The organism is Arenibacter sp. 6A1 (assembly GCF_012272855.1).
Classification (GTDB): domain Bacteria; phylum Bacteroidota; class Bacteroidia; order Flavobacteriales; family Flavobacteriaceae; genus Arenibacter.
This window is the reverse complement of record NZ_JAAXCQ010000025.1, coordinates 21,239-47,580: the sequence shown is the minus strand read 5'-3', so window position 1 is coordinate 47,580 and position 26,342 is coordinate 21,239. Positions and strand designations below refer to the sequence as shown.

The following is a 26,342-nucleotide window of genomic DNA, read 5'->3' as shown; positions in this document are numbered from 1 at the left end:
GGAATCATCCTAAATCAGTTCCTGACGATCTATGAAAAAAGGGTCAGACTTTAGATAAAAGTCCAACCCCTGTTATTTTAAACTTACACAGTTTACGGGATAGTGTCGATTTATCCGAGTGGGTACAGAAAATACACCCTCCTAAAACATATACTTAATTCTGCTTAATGAACTCCATTGCCTTTTCCAACACTTCGTCACGTCCTTGTTTAATTCCATCGATGGTTGGCTTTACCTCAATATCAATCCTAATTCCTACTCTTTGTGTTTCTGTTCCATCCGGATAAAAAATTCCAAGGCCGCTCATTTGAGTTTTGAATCCACCCACTGTATCAAATCTACTTATATTTCCATCAGCTCCAGCTGTCTGACTTCCGATTGTAGTAACATTATCGCCAGTTTGTAAGCACATGGTTGTAAATTCAGCATGGCTTTGGGTTTTTTCACTAACCAAAAGAACCACTGTACCTGTATATTTCAATTTATTATTTCCCGCCTTCCCAGTATGCCCCCAGATAAATTGACCTGGGTAATCTAAATTGGGTAATAAAAGTTTATAAAAATCACTCTTATTACTCGTTATATAATTCGATATGGAGAATAGAGTCGCTTGGGGATAGTTTCTAATGTCGAAAATAATAGCTTTCATACTTTCTAAAGCTTTCATCACTTTTGGGACTTCTTTTATCGTAAGCCTTCCCAGATTGACATAGCCAATATTTCCATCAAAAATTTTATATGTTTCTTTTATTCCCTTTCTTTCCTCCGCCCAGTTATAATTTAAATTATCTAACGGAAACCGCTTAATCATTGTATTGAGTCTTTTCCCTTCACGGATATACTCTACTCTAACAGAATCGTTTGAGCCTCTAAAAATAGTATAGGATGCCTTTTGTTTCTTTTTTGAAATGTTTGACCCACTAATGTATTTTTCCTTTTCTAGTAATAACTCGTCTAAAGTTTTATTGTCTAGTTTAGTAATTACATCTCCAATTCTTAAATCAAAAGGTTTGGCCAATTTCTCATTGTAATATTCAGTTACTACAGCTTTATCTTCTACTAATTCTATCTTTTGTGGCATCCAATAGTCTCCAAAAAACGACATAATTAAATCTGTCGAAATATTTGCATGACCATCATCAAGATGAGCAACCAATTCCATTAGTGCTAGATGAAAATCTACTGCTGATCTGGGATTCAAAAATTTTGGGATCATTTTGTATAAAACTTCATTCCATGGCGAATCCATCTGATATTTGTACGGGAAAAAATACTCTACAATATTCCAGTATCGAAACAATGTAAGTATCCTTAAATTTTTATTATTCCAGTCAAAGTCTGCGTAGTCAATCTCATTTATAACTTTAATACTACCAGTGTTGCTATAAGTTATGTAATGTTTTTCTCCTAAGTGCCTATTTTGTTCAATAAATTTTAGTTTCTGAGATAGTTTGTCAGAAATTAGAAGATTACCATCAATCCAACCTAAATCAAAATTGTTCTCGAATAGCAAAGATTTATTTTCTCTAGAACATTTTTTACATGTTTCTACTTCGCCCAAGCTTTCTATCCAATTAATATAAATTTCGGACAACTGTTCAGCATTTGTTGATTCCTTAACCTTCGGTAGAATTTTAAACAATTCATTATCCCAATCAAAGTTTCCTTCTGAGACACTTGGATGATAATATTTCAGAAACCCCCACACCTTAGCTGTTGCAAAAAGTTTTTCATTTTCGGTCAACTTCTTTTGAGAGTAGATTATATTAAACCCGAAAACTAGGGTGAATAAGATAAGAAATGGTTGTTTCATATTGTAGCCGTCATTTGGTTCTAATTAACTTAACATCTCGTGATTATGCGAACATAGCGAATTTTATATTTTCTTATTAGGATATTGTAATTTAATCAACATGAATTCATGTTCAGAAATTTGTAAAGTGCAAAACTTTGTTTTTCTCCTTCAACTTCTCAAGTAGGTCTTTTCATTCCCATAAAACGGCCGTTTTAAAGAACTTGTTGATCTCATATTGAAATTTTCCGTTTTCAGTTCCATTTGTCATTCTTTTTAATAGTTCCGGTAATTGACCTTATTTCGGAACTAATAAAGAACATACGAATGGCCAGTTGAATGTTGACTTATTATTGGTGTTAAACGAGGAGGATTTGTAAGAAGTAGCCCAAGCTCCATTGGTTCGACCCTTTTAAATTAAAGGGTAATCTTTTAAATTTCGAATATTAATTTTACGGAAATAGTTTTTGTACGGTAAATTTTGTTCTGTATTTGAAATCAATGGACACTCCTATAAAAGCCAGGTACTCACAATTATATTCGAGGATAGGTTTTGCCCACGAGTATCGTCCAAACGGGAAGGAGGAAGTGTTGTTTATTCTGGAGCATCATTGGGGCAGTTTGGGGTTGGAGCTGGACAAAAAGAATTTTACGGATAATGAGGAAGTTGCCAGAATTACGAACGGTAACTTCCGTCTCATCCATAGACTGTTCAGTCAGATTAAAAGTAGAATGAAAGTCAACTAATTGACAAATATAAATACAGCAGTTGTCTAAACCGCGCCTAATTGTTTGGTTATCGGGAATAACTAGGTTCAATTTTCATGTCACCAACAGGGTTATTTATAGGGTTATTTATAGGGTTAATTACAGGATATTTCAGCGATAAAAACACAGGATATAACCTTATGAGCCGATTAACAACATTAATCGGCTCATATTTTTTCTATATTTGAGCCGATAACAACTTTAAATTGGCTCATGCAATACAATTGGCAACATAAAAACTGGCCTAATTTCACATATGATGCATCAATAATTGATGAACTCGTTTTAGAATTTGCTATGGAAACTGGTGAAGTTAAAGGTTTGATTGATGGTTTAACCAAAGAAGAACAACAAGAAGCCATTCTTCAATTTATGATCAATGAAGCCATAAAAACTTCGGAGATAGAGGGGGAGTATCATAGTCGGCAAGATGTGATGTCCTCCATCCAAAACCGTTTGGGGTTTCATGCTATATCATCCAACGTCAGAGATATTAAGGCGAAAGGTATTGCTGAACTGATGGTTGAAGTTCGTGAAAATTATGCAACGAAGTTATCAGAAAGCCTAATTATAAACTGGCACCAGATTTTATTTTCAAACGCTCGTACTATAAAAGTAGGAACGTATAGAACTGGAACGGATCCTATGGTTATTATTTCGGGTAGTATTGGTAGGGAGGTTGTTCATTACGAAGCTCCCCCATCAGATATACTTAAAAAAGAAATGGTTGACTTTGTCAATTGGTACAACGCATATAGTGTAGACTCCAAGAACATCAAAGAGAGCTTGATCAAAACAGCTATTGCCCATTTGTACTTTGAATCTATACACCCTTTTGAAGACGGAAATGGTCGCATAGGTCGTGCCATAGCAGAAAAATGTCTTTCGGAATCATTAGGGAGACCACTGATTTTGAGTATCTCCACCTCAATAGAGAAAGATAAAATGGCCTATTACGATGCGCTTAAACAAGCCCAAAGAACATTGGATATTACTGAGTGGATCTGTTATTTTTCTCAAGCTATTTTGAATGCCCAAAAACAGGCCAAGACCCTTATAAGGTTTACTCTGGAAAAGGCCAAGTTTCTAGATAAATATAAATCGAGATTAAACGATCGTCAATTAAAGGTAATTATGAAAATGCTTGCCTTTGGCATCGAAGGATTTAAAGGGGGAATGACGGCTAAGAAATATATGTCCATAGCTAAAACTTCCAAGGCAACTGCTACCCGAGATTTACAGGAACTGGTTGAAAAACAATGTTTACTCCCAATGGGGGCTGGACGCGGAGTGCATTATGAGCTAAATTTAAAAAATTGATTAAGCCTTGAAGTGAATTGGCCGTAATTAATTTAATAAAAATAGCTTTTAGTGAATTAATAGTCCCTTTGGATTACAACATAGAAGGTTAAGGGGTGAGACTCCCCTTTACCTACTCGACTGTAAAAAGTTTATTTTTCAAGCTCTTTTATTCTTTCTTCTAATTTGTTGATTTTCTTTTTGGCTTCATCTAATTCAGAACTTTTCTTTTTAAATTTTAAACCAACCCTTTGCTTTATTTCGTCTTTGTAAGGTAAAAGAGGATTATAAAGTTTAAAATAAGCTTGACCTATTACACCTGTAAATAATATTAAATTAGGATTACTGTCTCCTCCTTTTAAAATATGATTAGTAGCAATTCCTGGATATGGGTCTATATAATATATTTCTCTAATACCTAATTGATATGCTTTCTTTGAGCAAAGTTCGCAGGGACTTGCTGTTGTAAAAAGGATACCATTGTTGACACCTTGGCTACCATATTTAGTTAATTGCAAAAAAGCATTTTCTTCAGCATGAAGAGATCTTGTATGAACTTGATTTTTTTCATTATCTAAATTATTTTGTATTTCTTTAAAGCAATATGAAGTATTATGACCACAAGAGTTAAGGTCTTTTATTTTTTTTGTATTGTATGTTTCTTTAAAGTAATTTCTGAATTCTGAATCAGTTCTTTCATATTCACTGTAAGCATCATTATCGGCAGATTCTATTACATCTTGTGAATTTCTTAGTATGCATGGTACTTGACCTTGTGGACTATTATTCCAACCAATTGATTTAATTGAAAAATCTTTATCTGTTACTGCTGCTCCAACTTGTCGTGAAAGACATCCAGAATTTAGTTTAGCTGTATATGCAAGTTGCATTACTCTTTCAATTGCTTTTGGAGGTATAATTCCTGGTTTCAAAAGCAAAGAATAGTATTGTATTATTTGTTTTTTTAATGTAACAAAGTTTTCATTATTAGTACTAGAATTGTAAATATGAATATCAGCTAATTCAATGCATTTTTGAATATTTTGAGATATATACAAATCATTACCTGTAAGTTTATCAGGGTATTCTTGTTTGTCAAGATTAGTAATTTGCTCTTTTGTATAATTGTCTTTTTGTAATCTCTTAATTCTTTCAGAGTCTTTAGTATTAATTGAAAGTAAGTAAAATGCAGAATACCTTTCTTTTAAGTATGAAATCTCAAAAGGATTCCTTAAAGCATCAATAACTATAAAAGCTTTCCTACCATGTGTCTCAGAAATTTTTCTAATAAGTTTTATTAGCTTGTTTGCTTTTTTAACTAATGAATTAGTGTTTTCAAAATCTATATTACAATCATTTGAAAATGCCTTACCACATGTTCTAATATTATTTCCTATTTTTTGGTATACACCTGTATAAGAATTATCTAATTTAGATAGTGTTGATTTAAGTTTTTCAGTAAAATCATGTAATTGTTCAAAATGAAATTTATATGCTTTTTGTTGTTTTTCTGTTTTATTTTTAGGCTCTTCTTCTTCTAGTAATTCAATTCGTGTTTTATGAAGTAAATTATATTCTTTTTTAAGAGGTTTTAGATTAGTTATTATGTCTACATCTATAATAATACTTTTAAGATATTCACAAAATTCGAGATATGTATTCTCTAAGATAAAAGCAGTTATAATATCTTTAATTCTTATTGTATAAAATTTATTCCAATTATTTTTAGTAAAGTTTGAAGTTATTTTATATTTTCTTCCTTCATTTTTATTTTTTGAGAAGTCAAAAGAATTAAAAGGAGGAATGTTAAAATTTTCAATATCATAGGAAAGTTGCTTTGATACCGTTGAACAACCAGATCCTGTTCTACCAGTTAATCCAAGTAATAAAAATTCATTACGATTTTCATATAATTTTTCAATTCCTTCTTTCATTTTTATAATTTTTTACAACTTCCTAGCTATGAGTAGTGCGGGAGTGGGCCTACAATTGCCTTTTCTACTCACACTTAGCAAAAGCTTTGCGGTTTCTTTTTTCTTATTGTTCTAAAAGCAAAATCGGAAATATTTTGCGCCTTCATAAATATAGACAAAACTTTGAATTGAACACCAAACCCCGCATTACTTCATAGGTTCTGTGTGTGCCCAGCATGGGCATCTTTTATTTACTGCAAAGTAGATGATTAATCTAGAGGGTGCAAGTCCCTTATGGGCAGGGGTAACGCCTTGAACCATTAGTAAGTCGCAAGGGTGGGAATTGCGAGGTTACATCTGAAGGAAGCGAGACTACAAAACTCGGTACTGACGAACAGGAACCAGATATGAGGCTATGAGGATGAATGAGCAGGCACATTATTGTGAAGTCCGAAACACTTTTAAGTGAATGCCGAAGCAGTAGATCTGACAGTAATCGAGGGAAAGAAGATGATCTTACTTGGGGAGGTCTCCGTAATTACGTGGTATCCGTCCCACGAACCACGTCTTGCAAGGCATATTAATTCTTCTAAGCTCTTCCCTCTGTAGTAGGTTTATCCTTTTTTAAGTTTTCACTAAAATTGTAAGATAATACTGTTATAGTATAAAAGAAAGGTCTTTTATTTATCACTGGTTAAGATGGGATCTTAAATAGTGCTTTTGTAGGAAGACTGTTCGCATCAAGAACTTTATAATTTCCGTCTGCTCTTGCAATAATGTCCGTGCCATGTATCTTTATCCGGAAAAAATATTAACCACAAGAATGGCTATGGATAAGCTCAAAAAAATAGAACATTAGTTGTATGAAATTAAATATGTAGGAATTTTAACTAATATTTTGGTGCTTTTGTGGGTTAAATTGCTTCTTTTGCAAAAAATGAACTACCTACAGGATTATAAAATTATTCAGTTATGAATCTATATCGTTCCATACTAGAATTTCTTTACAAAAACCAGGAAAGAGGCTTTGTGCGAATAACCCATATTTGCTTAGACCCAAATGAAGCCACCCGTATTGCCAAGAAAATGAAGGAGGAAGGCCTGATAGATTATAAACAACGTAGGTTTATGGGAGGCAACGGACATATATCCTTTATATCACCCCCACAACTGATCATTACTCCTGAAGGAAAACATTGGATAGAAACCTTAGAATTATTTTAAAAACTGATTTTTACAAGGGATTGTATCCATAATGTGCTCTTCATTAATACTTTTTTACTTCAAAAAAATTAGGTTATAATAGGGCTATTACCCGGGGAAGGTGGGAACATTCAAAACAATTACCGCTGGGAAAAGGGGACGGGTGTCGTCTCCTAAGAAAACACATACATAAGCATTCCCATGTAAGGTATCAGTCTCGTATTGCTAGGAATTAAATAAACCCACCCTACAATCTTTTATCTACTAAGAAGATTACAATTTTTCAAATTGTTTTATAAAACAATTTGATTTACAGCGAGTATTTTGTGCAGACTAACTTATTTATCAGAATAAGTTATTTATAATACTATATCTTTTTACAAAGAAAAATATGGTTAAAATTATTTTAAATTAACTGTCAGGATTTTAATTAAAGTTTACAGCTTATAATTTTGTCTTACATTTTCAATGTGACTTAGTCATATTAGCAAGTGCTTTTCAGAGGTTCAACAAAGCTTTTTCTACATTTTTTTTTAGAGTGTAAAGTAGCCAAAAATAAAATTTATCCGTTTAGAACTAATATTCTCTCGCAAGGGACTTGAGAATATATTTTATTCATCATCAACTGGATTTCATTTATAAACCATTATGATAATCAGTGATTTAATGGGAGTATTTAAATTACCTTAAGATAGTATAACTGGAATTAAAAAATGCTTGGAACCGTGACATTTCCTAATTATCGTCAGCTCGATCAAATGGATTGCGGTCCTACATGCTTAAAAATCATAGCCAAACATTACGGTAAAGATTTTAACCTAGATTATCTCAGAAGAATATCTAGCTTACAAAATGGGGGAGTGTCCATGGCAGGGCTATCTCAAGCCTTAGATATGATCGGTATGGAAGCCATAGGGATACGATCGGATATTAAAGAGTTAGTGAATGATATTCCATTACCTGCTGTTGCCCACTGGGAGAATAATCACTTTTTAGTGGTTTATAAGACAACAAAAAAGACCATTTATGTTTCGGATCCAGCTATTGGTCTCTCCAAGTATAGTCATTCTGAATTTTCGGAAAGATGGGCGGCTAAGAAAAATGGAAAGGGCATCCTTTTATTGGCGGAACCTAACCTTAAGTTTAACTATCTTCAAGATGAAGCTAAGTCCGATAATAGTCTAAGCTTCTTGTACCAGTATTTATTGCCTTTTAAAGATTACATCGGACAACTATGTCTTGGTCTTTTCCTAGCCGCAATAATTCAATTGTCACTTCCTTTATTAACGCAGAGTCTTGTAGATTATGGTATTGACTTTGAAAACATCAGCTTTATACAATTGATTGTCATCGCTCAAGTATTTCTTTTTATAACCCGGCTAGTATCTGAGGTTATAAGAGACTGGCTTTTACACCATATGTCAACCCAGATTAATATATCGATGATTTCGGATTTCTTGGACAGATTGATGCTGATGCCTATTGCATATTTTGATTCCAAATCTACTGGGGATTTTATGCAGCGAATCAATGACCATCATCGAATAGAGGAGTTTTTGGGTGGACGTTCCTTGTCCATTGCTTTCGATTTATTTAGCATCCTTGTTTTTGCAATGGTATTGGGTTATTTCAATATGGAAATATTAATAATTTTCCTCTTGGGCAACTTATTCTTTATGGGGTGGACCTTTCTTTTTTTAAAACAAAAAGCTCTATTGGATCATAAGCTATTTAACTTAAACAGGAAGGAACAATCGTTATTGATTCAATTGATAACAGCTATACGAGAAATAAAGCTCAATGGATCTGAAAGACGCCGGAAATTGGAATGGAAAAATATACAAATAAGGTTATATAGATTAAAAACCAATTTTCTAAAAGTAGATCAAGCACAGTTAAAGGGAGGATTATTCCTTAATGAAATGACCAGTATTTTTATAATATTTTGGTCGGCAAAGGCGGTGGTGCTTGGGGAAATTACCTTAGGTACCATGTTAGCTATTCAATTCATTGTAGGGAGTCTTTCAATTCCCATTTCAAACACTTTGGATTTTATAATCGGATTACAAAGAGCAACCCTTTCATTGAAGCGCTTATCCGAAATTCATTCTCAGGAATTGGAGAGCATTCCGAGAAATAAAGAGAATGTTCTAGAAAGGGGGGATATCGTTTTTGCAGGCTTAGCTTTTGGCTATGGAGAAAAAGGCACCCATAGGGTGTTAGATAATATCAATGTAACAATTCCTAAAGATAAGGTAACTGCAATTGTTGGTGCCAGCGGTTCTGGGAAAACCACTCTTTTGAAAATTCTTCTAAAACTATACGAGCCTAGAAATGGAAAAGTAACCATAGGTCAGGAGAATTTAAAATACATAAACACCAAAAGGTGGCGGGAGTATTGTGGTGCGGTTCTTCAAGATAGTATGTTATTCAACGATACCTTGGAGCGAAATATTACAGAATCAAAGGCTAATGGGCCAACAGATAGGAAACGGTTGCGAGAAGCCATAATTAAGACCAATCTCAACGATTTAGTCGAGAACCTTCCTTTAGGTTTAGATACAAAAATAGGTGAGAATGGCAGTATTCTAAGTGGTGGAGAAAAACAACGATTGTTAATTGCAAGAGTTATCTATAAAAATCCGGACGTTCTTTTATTTGATGAGGCAACAAGTGCATTGGATGCTAAAAATGAGTCGGTTATTACAGAGAATTTAAAATCATTTTATAAACGGAAAACTGTAATTATCGTTGCGCATAGATTGTCTACAGTCCGTAATGCCGATCAGATTTTAGTCATGGATAAAGGGAAGATTGTAGAACAAGGAAACCATCAGGAATTAATTGAAGGTAAAGGGAAGTATTATAATCTAATCCAAAATCAACTGTAGGGCTATGGAAGAGCAAGACATTCATTTTTATGATGAATCCTCCTATATAAAAAGGAAGCCTATTTGGATGATTCGTTGGGGTATAGTTTTGATATTTGTTTTTTTTGTTATCGTTATTGCGTTTGCATCCGTTTTTTCCTTTAATGAGCAAATTAATGCATCATTAGTGTTAACCTCCCTTGAACCTCCAGCTCATATAATAGCTAAACACACCGGCAGAATAGTTGAGATTTATAAAAGTCCTAATGATATTGTTTTCAAAGGAGATATTTTAGGTGTATTGGAAAGCCCAGGAAATGTAAATGAAATTACCGAGCTTAAGGAACAACTTTCTTCTAAGAATCTTTTGAATTCAGATTTAGGAAACTTAGCTAATCAATTTTCTAGCGAGTTAAAGCTTGGTCATCAAATTCGTCCTTTTTATAATAGTTTTCTTGATGCGTATCAAAACTTATTGTTGTATCAAAATCTCAATAACGAGGAATTGAAAACCATAGAATTAGAGCAGCACGCTTTAACAAACAATGAGACTATCCAGAATAAGAAAGACGAAATACTTGTGTTGGAACGCGATTTGGAAATTTCGAAAATTAACTATGAACGTTATCGGATATTATTCGAAAAGGAGGTTATATCGTTGCAGGAATTTGAAAAGAATGAAAGAGGTTATTTAAAGGTAAAACGTCAATATAATATTCTCAAACAAGAATTAAATCATTTGCAATTAGAGCAATCTCGGATTAAAATCAGCAAAATGCTGTTTGAAAATTCATTGATCAAAAATAGAGATGTTTATGTTTCAAATCTAGAGTTTTCGAAGCAAGAGCTTTTAGCTGCGCTCATGGATTGGGAAGACAAGAATCTATTAAGAAGTCCTATTTCTGGAAGAGTGTCGTTTTTTGATGTTTGGGGTAAATATCAAAATATACAGGAAGGGCAAGTTGTTTTTACTATCGTTCCCATTGGTAAACAAGAACTGGTTGCCAGATGCCAGGTACCCATTCGTAATTCGGGAAAGATTAAGAAGGGACAGCGCGTCATTATCAAACTTGAAAATTATCCCTATCGAGAATGGGGAACCCTTGATGGGAAAATTAAAACAATTTCTGAAGTACCCAAAACAGGAGGTAATCAGGAGTATGTAGTTTATGTTGAGGTCAACGATCTTAATACATCCTATGGGAAAACCTTGGAATTTAAGCAAGAAATGACAGGTGCCGCCGAAATTATTTTGGCGGAAGTTACCCTGCTACAACGTGTTTTTTATCAATTCAGAAATCTTTGGTCAAATTAGTAATGATGAAAATGGAAATTATTACATATTGTAGGCGTGACTTAAATCTTCTAATGGGATTAGTGTTTTCTTGTTTTTTTGGGATAGGTGGCATTTCTCAAGATAAGGCGTCACCTATGGTAACTGTTGATCTAAGTACCGACTCTTTGATTCATCTGACCTATGAGCAATTCATGGAACTAGAGGATGAGGCGTATGATAAAAACGAACTAAATCGTCTTCGGAAATTGACAGATATCCATGTGCAAAAAGCTAAAAGTGAGTCCAATCCTTTGGAAATAGCCAGTGGTTATTACTATCGGACAATTATAGAAGAGCCAGAATTGGCAGTAAAGTATTGCGACTCTATCATTTTTGTAACCGTAGATAGCGAACATCCTAAATACCCCACCTTGGGCTATATTCTTAAAGCCATAATTTACTATGACAAGGCAGTTTATCAGCTAGCATTACATAATTACTTAACAGCTTACAATCTTGCTGTAGAAAAAAAGAACTTTAAGCATCAACTTACAAGCTCCATGGCAATAGCTGCCATAAGAAATCTTAACGGACAATCCCACGCCGCAGCGGATATTTACACTAAATCTTTGATATTATTGAAAGGGGAAGAAGATTATAAAAATAGATATTATAAGGATTATATGATTTTGTTGTATAACCTATCTCTGGCGCATTTAAGAATATCACAATTAGACTCTTCCCGACTTTATTTAAACGAAGGTATCCAAAGGGCAATTTTGGTTAATGACACTATGGAACATCGCGATATGGTTTTAGTGGGAGCGCAATTAGATTACTATGAAAAGAATTTTGAAAAGGCAAAGGATACTCTTTTAAAATATACATATCAATTGGAAGGGAATAGCAAGGCCATGAAATTATATTATCTCGGTAAGATAGCCCAAGATTCAGGAAACAACAATCTGGCCATAACCTATTTTAAACAAATTGATTCTATAGTGGAAGAAACCAAGGCGCCCTTTGATAACATCAAGGATGTATACCAGCAATTAGTAATGCACTACGGTTTAAAAGATGATCAGCAACGGGAAATTGAGTCGATCGAAAAATTGATCTTTTATGATAGTTTAATGACCACCGATCAAAAAGGAATTATTCAACAGGCTACTTTGGCGTATGATATTCCATATTTGAAATTTCAGAAAAAGAAAGCCGAGGAACTTCTAAAGGTCAAAAGTAATTGGGTCCTTATATTAGGGACAATAGCGGCACTTGGTTTGCTTGGCGGTCCATACTTTTATGTCAAGGCACATAGGACGAAAATAAAGTTAAGAATACTGATGGAAGATCCGAAGAAGTTAAAGTCAAACACTAGGAAGGTAGAGGAACATCCAGCATCTGTACCCGAAGAGATACGAAATGAACTTTTAGCCAAATTAGAAGCCTTTGAAAAGTCAGATCTCTATTTGCGAAAGGATTTGGATATGACCCTATTGGCTCAAGAAATGGACACCAATACCTCTTATTTGTCAACAATCATAAATCATTACAAACAAATGAGTTTCCCGAGATATATAAATGGCCTTAAAATTTCGACTGCTATAGAGGAGCTTACAAAGAAACCGGAACTATTAAAATATAACTATCATGGATTGGCGGAAACCTTCGGGTTTAAAACAGGGGAGTCCTTTTCAAAAGCATTTTATAAAAAAACTGGAGTATACCCTTCCAAATTTTTAAAAGAACTAAAAGTCAGGGGGATTGGTCGTCATTTATAAATGACGGTTGGTGTATCTAGGAGATTTTAAGGAATCAAACTAAATTGTTCTATTAATTAATTTTAACACATTTAAATCATGAGAAAAAAAATAGAAGATTACAAAAAGAGAGCATTAAAGAATCTTACTAAAATAAAAGGAGGAGGAGATATAGACGGCCCTATTGATAAGGATAAAATTAGGAGACCTACAAGGAAGGATAGATACTAATGTGGGTCTTAAAAATTATTAATATGATTTGGTTTTATTGTAAAATAAGGGTCAGGAGCCTTCTATTGTTCTTAAGTCTTTTAGGTGTTTTTCTTTCATGTAATCAAAGGAAGATCAGTGTTGTCTTAAATTACCCTGAACTGAAACCTAGTCCTAAAACTGAACAATTATTTGGAATAAAGGTATTGGATAACTACCATAGTCTATCAAATTTAAAAGACACCAGCTCGCAAATTTGGTTTAGAGGTCAGGATTCCTTAGCGGAAAACTATTTTTCTACTAATAGATTTTTAGGTGAATTTAAAGATAGATTTCACACTTTAGAAAATAAATCTTTGGGAGATATAGGGAAAATAAGCATCACTGAAAAAGGAAGTTACCTGTATTCGCGTTATGATTACCAAAATGATATTGAAAACCTGTATTACCGAGAAAAATTGTCAGATTTTGAAACGGAAGTTTTTAATGCTAGTGCTTATAACAATAAAAACACTAACATAAGTTACCTAAAGCCTTCTCATGACGGGACCAAAGTTGCTATAGGTTTTGATCCCATGGAAGATTTTTCGTCTACTGTGATTATTTATGATCTGGTAAACAAAAGAATCCTAAAAGAAAAAATTACACAAATCAATCCTGACTTCGGAGGTATTGAGTGGTTACCCGATAGTTCGGGGTTTATTTATCTCTATTTTCCAGAGGTGGAATTATCTAAAAAGAAATATAAAAAAGAGTCTTATTCCGTAATCCATTTTCTAGGGGAAGATCCAGGGAAAAGAACCCCAATCTTTGGAAAAGAAAAGTCTTTAAAAATACCTTCAGATTATTATCCCAAAGTGAAAATAGGTTCTAGTAAGGATTCATATATAGTTGCCTATGCTGCAAAATCAGGAGATTACTATGACAGTTTTATCGCTAGCACAAAGGATGTAATTACTGGAGCTCCAAAATGGAAACCTTTCTTTAAAACGGGGGATGCGATATATTATAATCAAGGAGAAATAAGAGGACAGTATTTTATCTATCGAAGAGCAACTTCTAATGGGAATGAAATTTGTCAGGTAATAATTGAGAATCCAAGTTTTGATGATCCTTTAATCCTTGCGAGAGGAAGCCAAGAAAATCCTATTACTAAGTTTGAGGTTACGAAGGATCACATTTATTTTATCCGAGAAAAATTTGGGGTCGAAGTTTCATTATTTAAAATAGATGGTCAAGGTAATGAGATTCAAATTGCAACACCCTTTGTTCCAGGTTACGCCTCCTTTTTTGGGGAATCTGTTGTTCATAATAATATTGGAATAGGAATGAATGGTTGGACGTCTAACTACGTCAGATATCGAATCGATCGAGAGGGGAAATTTACCGACGAAGGATTAGTAGAAAACACCTTATTCCCAGAGTTTAAAGACCTTGTTGCCAAGCAGGTTATGGTCGTTTCTCACGATGGAGTAGAAGTTCCTTTCTCTCTCGTTTATCGAAAAGATATGAAACAAGACAACAACAATGAAGTTTTTGTATACGTTTATGGAGCAAATGGTGAGAGTATGAGACCTTTTTTCTCTCCTATTTATCTCGATTGGGCAAGGCAAGGAGGAATATTAGCTTTTCCCCATGTTCGAGGAGGTGGCGAAAAAGGCAAGGAATGGCACATTCAAGGCATGAAAAACTTAAAGTCGAATTCATGGAAAGATTTAATTGCATGTACAGAATTTTTGTTCGATAACGGATATTCACGAAAAGGATTAGTTTCATTATATACCAGTAGTGCTGGAGGAATTACAGCAGGAATGGCTGTTAATGATTCTCCTGACTTATTTTCATCCTTTATAGCGGAAGTTCCTAGAATGCATCCCTTCGGGCTCGAATCTGCAACTACGACCAGTAGTACTAGTTATTTAGAATATGGGACTGTAAAAGATAGCCTAGAATTTCTAGGACTTATTAGAATGGATCCCTATTTAAATCTTAAACCCGAAACGAATTATCCAGCAACCTTACTCATGCCAAGTAGTAATGATGACCGGATTCCCTTATGGGATAGTGGCAAATACATCGCTCAACTTCAAAAATATAACACTTCCAAGGCTCCTGTATTAATGGATATCGATTATACCTCAGGACATGAGAATATAGGGGGGCAAGAAGCCTATATTGAACTCTATGCTCGTATTTTTAGCTTTGCCAAAACGCATATGGAATATTAGTGTTGTCCTCTTAAATATCTACCTTTTTTTCGTTTTAATACTATCTTTTCCCTAGGTTGAGGTATGGATAATCTAAGCTGTTCTCAACATACCTTCCTTGATTTTCAAATAAGGATGATTGCTTTAACATTCGGGTATCTCATCTAACCTAGAATTATATTTTTCCACCAAAATTCCCCTTGATTTATAAATGCCTCCATTTCCTTTATAAATCGCCTTTAATCCGACTTTTTATTTCTGCGTTTTATAATGAAATTTAAGTGTTCAATAATATTAGACCTTGTTGGAAAACACTTCAAGGACCACTAGTAGATTAAAGATTTAAGGACTACAAAAGGAAAGGAATATGGAATGGATACGCTCTCAAAAAGAAATTGAAGCTGAATTGCAGCTTATCACGCAATCGCATAGTAATACCCTAGTGTCGTATGACAAATCCATCAATTATTGCCAAACTATTTTAGAGGAATACCGTGTCGCGGTAATCTCTCGGGGTTTCCCGGATGAAGCGTCGGAAATTCAGTTTTTTAAGAATCACAAACCTTTTCTATTAGGCCACCTTTTACGATGTAGACACCAGCTATCTTTTGAGCTTGAATTTGCCAATATTCCGGGTGATTTGCAAAATGATATTATCAAAGGAAAAATGTTGGAAGTAAACACTTTTCTATCCAATCATAAGGACATTATATTATATCTTGAATTGGAGAACCAAAGATTGGATGCACAGTATTTTTTGCGTAAAAATAGGCAGTTATATGCTAGCCCCAGTTCCATTGGAGTAAGTTTTGACCCTGAATTCAGTACTGCCCATGATGGTCTACTGGCCCATATAAAAGGCTTAAAAGGCTACTTGGAATTTCTTCACAATAAACTCCGAACACCTAATACTTTAGTATCAGAATTAAAAACACCGATAGCTAAAATTAAGTGGACCGAGGCCAAAATCGCACTTACCGAATTAGGGTTCGCCCTTTTTTATAGTGGGGCCATTGATCATGGGAACACGAGTTTAAAATCTGTTATGGAGTTTTTGGAGCGGGTAACCGGTATGGATCTTGGGGATTACCACCATACTTCTATCCGAATAAGAAACCGCTCCAATCCCACTAAATTCATGGATAAACTTAGAAGAACTTTACAGAACTGGACGATTGAACTGGATGAATGAAAAATGTCAGGTCACTGTCAATTGACTGTTTTGGTCATCCCGAAAAAATCGCGAACACGTTTCTTTAAAACACCCTTTTTTGGGGTTGTTTTCCTAGTTTTTTCTTTCGAAATCACTTGACAAATCGTTTTGTCAGTAGGGTGTCAATTGACGATTTATTCCAAAAGACCTCTTCAACTTTGTAAAGAACCAAAGATCTATTCATTTGTATGGGTCTTGTATAAAATTCAAAGTTATGCCAGCAAAAATTATTACTACGGACGATCTACGAGAATTCAAGTTGGAACTTCTCCAAGAGATTAATGAATTGATTAGGGAAAAACGACCAGGTCGCCTTAAAAAAGAATGGTTAAAAAGCACCCATGTCTTGGAGATGCTACAGATAAGCCCGACTACCCTGTTAAGCCTACGGGCGAATGGAACCATACCCTTTGTCAAAATAGGAGGACTTATTTTTTATGACGCCGAAGAGATAGAGAAAGTCCTTATTGAGAATACTGTGAAAACTTCAAACAAAAGGAGATGAATTATATAAAACACCTCAATGCCATATTTGAAGTTTTTGCGTCGGATACGAGGCTAAATCCCACCCATATCAGTCTGTATTTCGCCCTCTTTCAAATGTGGAACGAAAATCGTTTTCCTAACAGTTTTTTAGTGGATAGGAATTCAACCATGCTACTCTCCAAAATAGGATCGAGAACAACGTATCACCGCTGTATTTCCAATCTGCACCAATGGGAATATATCGTTTATGAACCCTCTCAAAATCGTTTTAAAGGAAGCCGTGTCAGGATGCCCATTTTTGAGATAAGTCCTGGACAAGTAGCGGACATGAATGATACTACAGATGAACTAGCGGTGGTATCATATATAAACATTAATAAACATATTAAAACAAATAATAAACTCTCTAGAGAGAGCATACCAAAAAATGAACAAGTTGTCTTAAATTTTTTTAAAAACAACCATTGGGAAGCAGTGGAGGCAACAAGGTTTTATAATCATTACCAAGGGATAGGATGGAAGGTAGGAGGTAATAGCTCCATAGAAGACTGGAGAGCTTTTGCCAAGAAATGGATGCTCAAGGCAAATGAATTAAATGCCGACAAAGAACCTGCTAGAAAGCCCCGAAAAAAAGGAAAGGTAGATTACCTCCAGACCACCACTAAAAAAAACTACGGGGAACCCCTTTGAGCAAATGGAAAAATCACGCCCACATATCATCATTGAAGGAGCCACGGAATATTCCTTGGGAGATTTTGACGGCAAGCATATCGACTACGATTTTTCAAAGGTACTCGTCTATCTCGAAGCCAAAGGCAAGTTGCTTTTTGGTAGACACTTTCAGATCTACGACGAGGACAAGGAGATTTTACTGAAACTGTGCAATTACATGGTTCGGGATTTCGACAACTGCAAAAAGTTCGATATCGACCCCGATAAGGGGATATTGCTATCAGGTCCTGTGGGCTGCGGAAAAACCAGTCTGATGCGGTTGATACGCCACATCGTCCCACACCAAAGACCCTATGAAATCATACCGGCGCGGAACATCACTTTTGCCTTTAACCATATCGGCTACAAGATCATCGAAGAGTACGGCAATGGACGCTTCTATTGCTTTGATGATCTAGGGGTAGAACCCCTGGGAAGGCACTTTGGAATGGACTGCAATGTCATGGGAGAGGTGTTGATTTCTAGACACGAACTGTACCAGCAAACCAAAATAATCACCCATGGTACTACCAATCTGAACGCAGAGGAATTGGAGGAACGTTACGGAAAAAGAGTCCGTAGCCGGATGCGTCAAATATTCAACCTCATAGGCTTTGATAAAAGCACCAGGGATAAACGAACTTAAAAATCAAAAAGATGAAAATAGCAACATGGAACATTGAAAACCTTTATCACAGGGACAAGGGCCTGATTAGGGCTACATTGAGCAAATGCGTATCCGATTGGATCGTGGAATTGGACAGCCTATTGCCAAGAATGCAAAAAAGCGAAAATGAAATTAGCAGAATCCGAGAACTTACTTTTTTGTTGGGTTTTGAGAAAATCAACATCCATCCGTACGGGGTGCTTAGAAAAAGACAAGGGGAATTGTTTCTAAAACAACGGGGCTTTGCCCAGGAAATGAAAGCCTCTAAACTTACGGATTGGAACGGCTGGATAGCCCTTCATACTATAGCCATAGACCATAAATCCACATTGAATAAAGCACGCCTTATTTCGGAAATAGATCCGGATATATTAATTCTGCAAGAGGTAGAGGACAAGGCTTCGTTAATGGAGTTTAATCGGGAATTGTTTCAAGAGTTTAAGATAACTCCTTTTGACCAGGTCATGGTCATGGAAGGGAACGATGGCCGTGGCCTGAGTATGGGGGTAATGACGAAAAACGGATTCCGCTTGGATACCGTAAAAAGCCATGCCATAAACAATACCGCCCTGCCTGATTATCTATTTGATATCGACTGTCAGGAATATGTTGTTGTAACCCCAAAAGGCGAAAGGGTCTATATCCTTTGCAACCATTTTTCCCCAGAGGACGAATCTAAGAGAAGGCTACAGGCTAGGAAAGTTGCTGCTATTTATGATAAAATGTTGATCGAAGGAAAAGAATTGATCTTGATCTGTGGCACTTTAAACGATCTATCCTATAGCAACTGCCTTTACCCAATACTTCGGGAAACCGATCTTGAAGATGTCTCCAAACATGTAAAATGTAAGATCGACAAGGACAAGGGCAGAGGAGCCGGATATTTTAGTTTGGGAGGCTATCGGATGGGGGTAAATATCAAACAGAAGGATTATATGCTGCTTTCCTATGAAATGAACCGGAGAGTCATCTCTTGTGGACTCAACCGTAAAGCGATGTGGCCAGAGCGTAACATGAAATGGGAAGTATATCCAACAGTGAAAACTAGAGGGCATGCGGCCAGTTCCCATCCCTTGATCTGGGCGAAACTGGATATGGAGTAATACCACCTAAGGTGTGTTCCCTGCGGCATATTGCCACTACATTCCATTTCGGGCAATAAGCCTCGGAACAAAGTCTTGGACACGAACAATGGGTGTAAGAGCACCGTACCGGGTGCCCTTAAACCCACTGCTCAAGTCCGCTTTGCCTTTCGTACTCCTAAATTAATCTTAATAAAAATTCAACAGTAAAACTTTAAAGGATTTCCATTGGTGCATTTTGTGCCGTTCCATCGGTGTTGGGATCCTTTCATAGATTGTTTTAGTGCTACTGCTGGATATCCGCTATGACCTTTTTTCGATGTCGAAATAACAATATTCGACCTAGAGCGACGGCATAAACCAGGCTAAGCCCCGCTCTTATTTATACGTCTTTCCAAGCTCGAATATTGTAAAGGCTAGTGCATCAAAAAAGGTAACAGCGAAAGCGCTATAGGAAGTAAATCAAAAACAAGAAATCATGAAAGCGTATCCAAATCCTAAGAATAAAACGCCACAAAAAAATCAAAAAAGGGAAAACGCTCGAGATATAATAAGTAAATCATTTTCAATACAGTATGAACCGTCTGCATGGATGCGGATATAAATTTTTCAATTATGAGCAGATTAAGAAATCATGTACAGTTGATCGGGAACATCGGGGATGTTCCCTCGATTACGAACCTTGAAAGCGGTAAAAAAGTAGCCCGTTTTCATTTAGCCACTAATGACTATTACAAAAACTCGAACGGCGAGAAGGTCAAGAACACTGATTGGCACACTGTTATTGCTTGGGGTAAAACCGCCGAGGTCGTAGAAAATTATGCTAGAAAGGGCAGGGAGGTTGGAGTAGTAGGGAAGTTAAAGACCCGTAGTTATGAGGCTGCCGATGGCAATGCCCGCTATATAACTGAAGTGATTGCAGAGGAGATCCTTCTGCTTGGAAGCAAGCCCTAAAAGAACAGCAACCAATGGTACCAGAAAAGAAAAAGAGGGCGTTGCCCAAAATGTAGCACCCTCTATATTTTATCATTAACTACTTAAAATTTATCAAAAATGGACACAGATATGAAAGGATTAAAGGAGGGTTTAGCACAATTTTCGGGTTCTGAAATGTTGTATCAAATCCCACTTTTAAAAACAAAATTTACGGAGGGCATAAAATACCTTGCCAAGGCCGGAGAATGTTATTGGCTGGTGACGGATGTTTCCGTAATCGCTAATAGCCTGATGAACAGAAGCCGATTTATTACCATCGATTTTAGAAAATATTCAGGGGAGGAGAAGGAAGCATTGGGGTACGAAGCTACCATTGATTACAGCGATGGCAATGGGATTATTTTTGAAACCCATAGTTACCACTCAACCGATTTTCCATTAGACCGACTCCGACTGTTCTTTGTTGAAAATACCTTGATGTTGCCCGGGGAATATTAAGCGATAGAGAGGGCGAACCAGGATGGAGAATTGACCGGGAAAAACCTTTAGATCTTCCCGGATGGTTCTCCTGGGATCGTAGTAAAATTTATAGTTTTTAGCTCTAAGAATTATCCCAAACCAAATTTCAGTATTCGCATTGCTTTTTAGAATTCGTTGTGAATTCACTAAAAATGACCCTTTGGAAATCTTAATTTTTTCTTTCAATGATAGATCCCTGGGCGTTGGGGCTATTTTCAGGTATTGGATGAAAATTTTTCGCTGAGGGCGAAAAAAAAGGGATAGCAAGAGGGTAACACGCGTTGCGGTGTTACGATTCTATTTTGCTGCGCAAAGCCTTTGTTTATAGGGGTTCGGAGAGGTTTTGGTGTTTGGGTAGATTCGGTCAAATGGGTCAAATCCCTTGTCAGCCCCCTAAAACATTGATAATATTTGACCCAATAGTAAAATTTCAGCATGGATAATTTTTTTACGATACGGTTTAGACGAAATACCGCCCAGCGGTTCAAACAGTTTTCAAAGAAAATTAGCAGTACCTATTCAGATTCCATGGAGATGATTTTAAATTTTTTTGAATGGCATGGTTTTTTGCCGTCGGAAAAATTTGAAAAAAGTGTGGGCAAGGAAATTTTCAAGAACAGAAAACGGACGGAAGCCCTGATCTCCATTATCCGTGATATTGAGAAGAGTCAGACTCGACCCACAACGGCAATGCTCGAGCTTCTTTTTGAACACTCGCCACAAAAGAAATCTCGGCAGGCCCCCTTACAAATCGATACTCCAAAGAACGATCCGGAAGGGGATGCCTTTTTTCAAAAGATAGAAGAAGCGATCGTTCTGGAAAGAGAACATACCAATCTGAAGCGAGCCTTAAACCAACAGAAAACGGAGTTTGTTGCACTGCTCGACAAAGTACAATTGGTAAAAAGTGGCTTTGGAAAACCAAGACTACAATTGGATATGACCCCTGAAGATTTTGAACAATTGAAACAGCGCACCAAAAAGCAATAACGATATGTATATCAGCATAACCAAACAACATTTAACGGAAACATTTTCCCAGAGTTCCGCGGATTATGTGGCCTACCTGGAAAAGGAAAATGAAGGAAAAGAACCAGAACTTCAGGAGCATTTCTTTGATCAGAACAACGATCGGATTGCTCCGGAACAAGTGGTCAAGGAAATAGATAAAAATACTGCCAAATTGAAAAAAAGGGAACCTAAGTTTTATTCCCTTACCATCAATCCAAGCAGGCGAGAATTAAGGCATATCAACAATGATCCCAAGTTGTTGAAACAATATGTCCGAGAGGTGATGAAGGATTATGCTGCGTCGTTTTATCGGGAAAAACTAGTATCCGTAGACAGTATTAAATATTATGCAAAGTTGGAATATGAACGCACCTTTAAAGGGTATGATAAACAGATAAAGGAGAATCAGGTGTACAAGGCTAAGATCGTCAAATTGGAAAATGATATCCGCATGGTATTAAAAGGGGAGCTTAAAGGAAATGTCAAAACTTTGAAAAAGCAGATTAAAAAGCTTTCGGCACAAATTCCCCATCGCTTGAATGGAAAAGTAATTACCCAGGGGATGAAAAAGCCAGGGCTACAGACCCATATCCATATCATCGTCAGTAGAAAGGATGTCACCAACAAATACAGTCTTTCTCCGGGCAGCAAATATAAGGAGTCAGAAGCGGTGCTTAATGGGCAAGTGGTGAAGCGCGGATTTAAACGTGATTACTTCATTGAACGGGCCGAGAAAAAGTTCGACGCCACCTTTAATTACAATCGTAATTATGTGGAAAGCTATGCGGCCTATAAGGCCTTTATTCAAGATCCAAAATTCTATTTCGCTCATCTTCTTGGGCTACCGACCAACGAACGGAGTGCCGCTTTTAAAATGATGGGATCGGCTGGCTTACCGGTTCCCAAAATAAACATTCCCACCAACAAAGTTGAGGCCGCACTTAAGGTAATCAAGCAGTTTAAAAAGGCTGTAGATATAGCCAAATCCTCGAGCTCCATCGGTATCTAGCGAATACATGAAGCCTGTGTTTTCAATAAAATAAATCTAAGATAGGATGATGACAATTTCAATTTTAATACCTGTAAGTATCTATGGCTTTGCCATAGCTTTGGAATACCTGTCTTTCAAATGCTATGAGCAGCCGTTTGCTGTTAATCTGCTGATTATATCACTGCTAGGGATTGTTTTGCAATCGATGCATGGTTGGCAGGTTTTTGCCTCGATGATGTTAGTCTGGTTATTGCCCTTCCAAGTAATAAATTTGGGGCTTTTTATATACTTCAATTATGATCTGAAAGCTCCTAAGGCATCTAAAACATATCGTGTAAAGTTCAGTTTATTAAACGGTAGCCTGGTGCTAAAGAATATTCGGAGAGGGGCTTCCATTATAGGATCGGCAGGAAGTGGTAAAACAGAAAGTGTGGTCTACAATTTTCTAAAACACTTTAGTCAACAACAGTTCTCGGGTGTAATCCATGACTATAAAAATTTTGAGATCACCGAGATGGCCTACCCATTGTTTATCGATTCCAAAATTCCATTTCATATTATTTCCTTTGATGATATCCATTGCAGGGTAAACCCCATAGCGCCTAGATATATGGAAGACGAGGAAAGCGTCAACGAGGTTTCCCGGGTGCTTTTAGAGAACCTTTTGGAGCAGCGGGAATCTATTGCCATGGGTTCGTCAAAGTTCTTTAACGACGCTGTGGAAGGGCTCCTTGGGGGGCTTATCTGGAAGCTTAAGACGAGCCATGAGGAATATTGTACCCTGCCACATTTGATAGCCACCTTTCAATACTTGGATACCGATAATCTGATAGAGTTTTTGAGCTCTGATTATACCTCCAAGGCCATGGCAAATGCATTTATTTCTGGCAAGGATTCCGAACGTCAAACGGCGGGGGTAATGAGTACGTTGGCCAATGCCCTTAAGAAAATTAGTACCCAACGCATATTTATGACCCTTTCTGCGGACGAGGTGCCATTGGATCTCAATAATCCCGAACATCCCTCCGTAGTTTCTATAATTAACAATCCAAAATTTGAGACGGCATATTCTCCTGTGATAGCAACGCTAATACATACCATCACAAAACAATTGAGTATCCGTGGACGTCGGCCCTCCTTTGTGCTCATGGAAGAGGCGCCAACTATTCGGTTGCTGAATATGCACAGGATTCCGGCAACCTTGAGAAGTTATGATATTGCCACCATATATGTGTTACAAGATAAAATCCAAAACGATATGATGTATGGAGACAAGGCCAGTAGAGCAATCCTTAGTAACCTTTCCTATCAGTTCTTTGGCAAGGCGAACGATCCGGATACGGCTAGATATTACGAACGTTTTTTTGAAATCGTGAAACGGCCTACCAAAAGTGTTAGTACGGGAGAGAATACGCTAGGGTTTGACACTAGGATAACAAAAGGGGAGAGGGAGGTCAGTAAAATCCGGGCAGAGGAATTTTTTAAGTTGAAGGAAGGCGAGTTCATTGCTTTTGCCGACGGTAAGGATAAAAAAGTTCGTTTCCCGAAACCTTCCATTGCTAAAGCCCTGCCCATGCCCAAGTTTCAACATGGGGATGGTGCGATAAAGGAAAACTTTGATCGAATTCATTTGGAGGTGAGGCAGTTTCTTCGGCTTCAAAATAAATAAAATAATTGGTTAATAACTAATTGGTTGTAAGCGAAATACGCTTTGAATTCTGCCGCGAATTTTGTAAATTATTAGCTATCCATAAATCTGAAAATCATGTATTATAATAAGGCAATTTGTGATGTGTATATCGGTACCGGAGCCGGAAAAAAACTGATGGAAGAAATCGAGAATGCTAAACGATCCGTTAAAGTAGTATCTCCTTTTCTATCTCCTTTTTTAGTAAAAAAGTTGATCAACCTCCACTACAATAATATCAATGTGCAGTTGATTACCATGGATACGATAGAGGATTTTTATGGTGACAGACAAAGGAACATTCACCAACTTATTATTCAGGACAGGACAATAGATAAAGAGGCAGAAGAGCTGCGTTTAAAGTGGAGGAAAAGAAAACGACTGTTGCTCTATTTGGTAATCGTAGGGATCCTTGTGACATGTGCCATAGCATTTATGTATCAAGACCGATTAATTTTATTGGGGATTATGCCATTGGTCCCAGTATGGACATTGGTGCGGAGTTACACTTCGAAAATAAAGAATGCCAAAATCTATCAGTATACCTATCGGCAGTTATTTCCGTTCAAGGTATTCACAACGCCTACCAGTAACTCTTATCCCCATCGTTTTATCCATGGAAAAATGTATCTGATAGATGATGAAATCGCCTATTTGGGATCCTTGAATTTTACGGGAGGTGGAACCCAAAAAAATTATGAAACCCGAATCCGGATTGCCGATGGGAAAGCAATCAAGGAACTGGTCACTGAATTTAAAACCCTGTTCTACAATGAAGATTACCAGGAAAAGTGCCTAACCGAATGGGGAAGGGAACTGTATTTGGAGCCGGCGAATTGAGGGGATAGGGAGGTTACCCATAGAGGCTTCCTATACATGCGTTTAAACAGAAATATTATAATTGGGCCTGTAAATTAAACTCTGTCTGATCTTTTATTTTAGAAACCCATGAGTAGCTCAACAATATTTCTAGGATTTAATAAATCCTGCTTTCTGTTTCATTTTATATAGAAAAATTTGATAAATCTTTTAAGACTCTAGGTGAATCGGTTGGTGAATTATCATCCGCAAAAGAGGAGAAGTAGCATAATGAATATTTTTTTTATAAAAACAATCTAATAAACACTATATTATGACTTTAAGGAAATACATACAAGAATGTTCTAAGAAAGATAGCCATATCGGAGATTTAGCTAATGATATTTTAAGGGACAACGACTTCCCATTTAAAAAACACGAAAATGAGATTTGGAAATATTTAGATTCTAAAACCTTGTTAGGAGGGACCAATGACATTTTTTTGGAGTTTTGGAAGGAATACCAAAAGATCAAGGATGAAAAAAGAAAAAATCTATCCGGTTGGTCTCATAGCATAATTGCCACTGAATGCAATACTGTAGTTAGTATTACTAATAGAGATTTTAATGATCCGCTAGCTGGGTTTTTACACGAGCTATTTGATATTACTTTGAATACTCAAAGAAATAGAATCGTAACCCACATAAAAACAGTTGGTGCCGAACAATTGACTGAGGTTTTGAGAATATTTAATGACTACCAGCAGTATAAAGAAATAGAATTTCTTAAACCCTGTTTGAGTTATCTGCGTAAAAATGATTCTGTGAATAGCTTAACCCTGACTTTTCATAATAACTAATACTTAAGAATTGACGGGTAAATTTCTATTCAGTTGAGCGAAGTCTCGAATTTGGTGGACATGGCGACTTTTGACAGTATCATA

The 26,342-nt window shown here is 36.3% G+C and carries 22 protein-coding genes; 20 read left to right on the top strand and 2 right to left on the bottom strand.

Features of this window, described 5'->3' with window-relative positions:
• Window positions 1–154: 154 nt before the first annotated feature.
• The gene (locus HCG49_RS17345; protein WP_168470767.1) at window positions 155–1,813 is read right to left on the bottom strand and encodes a S41 family peptidase; all 1,659 of its coding nucleotides are present in this window, start codon (window positions 1,811–1,813) and stop codon (window positions 155–157) included.
• A 471-nt stretch (window positions 1,814–2,284) separates the two neighbouring features.
• On the opposite strand from HCG49_RS17345, the gene HCG49_RS17340 reads away from it, so the two are divergent.
• A complete protein-coding gene (locus HCG49_RS17340; protein WP_168470766.1) occupies window positions 2,285–2,539 on the top strand; it encodes an ATP-binding protein in 255 nt (84 codons plus the stop codon).
• 234 nt (window positions 2,540–2,773) lie between these two features.
• On the top strand, window positions 2,774–3,880 hold the full coding sequence (locus HCG49_RS17335; protein ID WP_168470765.1) for a Fic family protein: 1,107 nt from the start codon (window positions 2,774–2,776) through the stop codon (window positions 3,878–3,880).
• Window positions 3,881–4,011: 131 nt separating this feature from the next.
• On the opposite strand, the gene HCG49_RS18660 is transcribed toward HCG49_RS17335, so the two are convergent.
• Window positions 4,012–5,793, bottom strand: a complete 1,782-nt coding sequence (locus tag HCG49_RS18660; protein WP_168470764.1) for a hypothetical protein — start codon at window positions 5,791–5,793, stop codon at window positions 4,012–4,014.
• Between the two features lie 951 nt (window positions 5,794–6,744).
• On the opposite strand from HCG49_RS18660, the gene HCG49_RS17325 reads away from it, so the two are divergent.
• The 18 genes from HCG49_RS17325 to HCG49_RS17245 all read left to right on the top strand — a co-directional run bounded on the left by HCG49_RS17325 (window position 6,745) and on the right by HCG49_RS17245 (window position 26,258).
• The gene (locus tag HCG49_RS17325; protein ID WP_072765480.1) at window positions 6,745–6,996 is read left to right on the top strand and encodes a hypothetical protein; all 252 of its coding nucleotides are present in this window, start codon (window positions 6,745–6,747) and stop codon (window positions 6,994–6,996) included.
• A gap of 692 nt (window positions 6,997–7,688) precedes the next feature.
• On the top strand, window positions 7,689–9,866 hold the full coding sequence (locus HCG49_RS17320) for a peptidase domain-containing ABC transporter (protein ID WP_168470763.1): 2,178 nt from the start codon (window positions 7,689–7,691) through the stop codon (window positions 9,864–9,866).
• Between the two features lie 4 nt (window positions 9,867–9,870).
• Window positions 9,871–11,160, top strand: a complete 1,290-nt coding sequence (locus HCG49_RS17315) for an HlyD family secretion protein (RefSeq protein WP_168470762.1) — start codon at window positions 9,871–9,873, stop codon at window positions 11,158–11,160.
• Between the two features lie 53 nt (window positions 11,161–11,213).
• A complete protein-coding gene (locus HCG49_RS17310; protein ID WP_168470761.1) occupies window positions 11,214–12,902 on the top strand; it encodes a helix-turn-helix domain-containing protein in 1,689 nt (562 codons plus the stop codon).
• Between the two features lie 78 nt (window positions 12,903–12,980).
• A complete protein-coding gene (locus HCG49_RS18705) occupies window positions 12,981–13,112 on the top strand; it encodes a hypothetical protein (protein WP_262888045.1) in 132 nt (43 codons plus the stop codon).
• A 23-nt stretch (window positions 13,113–13,135) separates the two neighbouring features.
• A complete protein-coding gene (locus HCG49_RS17305; RefSeq protein ID WP_168470760.1) occupies window positions 13,136–15,319 on the top strand; it encodes a prolyl oligopeptidase family serine peptidase in 2,184 nt (727 codons plus the stop codon).
• Between the two features lie 346 nt (window positions 15,320–15,665).
• Window positions 15,666–16,490: an RteC domain-containing protein gene (locus HCG49_RS17300; protein ID WP_168470759.1), complete on the top strand. Its 825-nt coding sequence runs from the start codon at window positions 15,666–15,668 to the stop codon at window positions 16,488–16,490.
• Between the two features lie 235 nt (window positions 16,491–16,725).
• A complete protein-coding gene (locus HCG49_RS17295; RefSeq protein ID WP_168470758.1) occupies window positions 16,726–17,016 on the top strand; it encodes a helix-turn-helix domain-containing protein in 291 nt (96 codons plus the stop codon).
• Window positions 17,013–17,687: a hypothetical protein gene (locus HCG49_RS17290; RefSeq protein ID WP_205764432.1), complete on the top strand. Its 675-nt coding sequence runs from the start codon at window positions 17,013–17,015 to the stop codon at window positions 17,685–17,687. Before HCG49_RS17295 ends, HCG49_RS17290 begins: the two co-directional genes overlap by 4 nt.
• Before the next feature lie 4 nt (window positions 17,688–17,691).
• A complete protein-coding gene (locus HCG49_RS17285) occupies window positions 17,692–18,354 on the top strand; it encodes an ATPase (protein WP_168470757.1) in 663 nt (220 codons plus the stop codon).
• Window positions 18,355–18,365: 11 nt separating this feature from the next.
• Window positions 18,366–19,478, top strand: a complete 1,113-nt coding sequence (locus HCG49_RS17280; protein ID WP_072765472.1) for a hypothetical protein — start codon at window positions 18,366–18,368, stop codon at window positions 19,476–19,478.
• Window positions 19,479–20,072: 594 nt separating this feature from the next.
• Window positions 20,073–20,411, top strand: coding sequence for a single-stranded DNA-binding protein (locus HCG49_RS17275; protein ID WP_072765497.1), 339 nt, complete (start codon window positions 20,073–20,075; stop codon window positions 20,409–20,411).
• Between the two features lie 99 nt (window positions 20,412–20,510).
• The gene (locus tag HCG49_RS17270; protein WP_072765471.1) at window positions 20,511–20,891 is read left to right on the top strand and encodes a DUF6876 family protein; all 381 of its coding nucleotides are present in this window, start codon (window positions 20,511–20,513) and stop codon (window positions 20,889–20,891) included.
• 456 nt (window positions 20,892–21,347) lie between these two features.
• Window positions 21,348–21,902: a BfmA/BtgA family mobilization protein gene (locus tag HCG49_RS17265; RefSeq protein WP_072765469.1), complete on the top strand. Its 555-nt coding sequence runs from the start codon at window positions 21,348–21,350 to the stop codon at window positions 21,900–21,902.
• A 4-nt stretch (window positions 21,903–21,906) separates the two neighbouring features.
• Entirely contained in the window at window positions 21,907–22,932 is a 1,026-nt protein-coding gene (gene mobB, locus HCG49_RS17260) for a MobB family relaxase (protein ID WP_072765468.1), read from the top strand.
• 46 nt (window positions 22,933–22,978) lie between these two features.
• On the top strand, window positions 22,979–24,583 hold the full coding sequence (locus HCG49_RS17255; RefSeq protein WP_168470756.1) for a type IV secretory system conjugative DNA transfer family protein: 1,605 nt from the start codon (window positions 22,979–22,981) through the stop codon (window positions 24,581–24,583).
• A 96-nt stretch (window positions 24,584–24,679) separates the two neighbouring features.
• Window positions 24,680–25,441, top strand: coding sequence for a phospholipase D family protein (locus HCG49_RS17250; RefSeq protein ID WP_084668516.1), 762 nt, complete (start codon window positions 24,680–24,682; stop codon window positions 25,439–25,441).
• A 292-nt stretch (window positions 25,442–25,733) separates the two neighbouring features.
• Window positions 25,734–26,258, top strand: a complete 525-nt coding sequence (locus tag HCG49_RS17245; protein ID WP_072765466.1) for a YozE family protein — start codon at window positions 25,734–25,736, stop codon at window positions 26,256–26,258.
• Window positions 26,259–26,342: the final 84 nt, after the last annotated feature.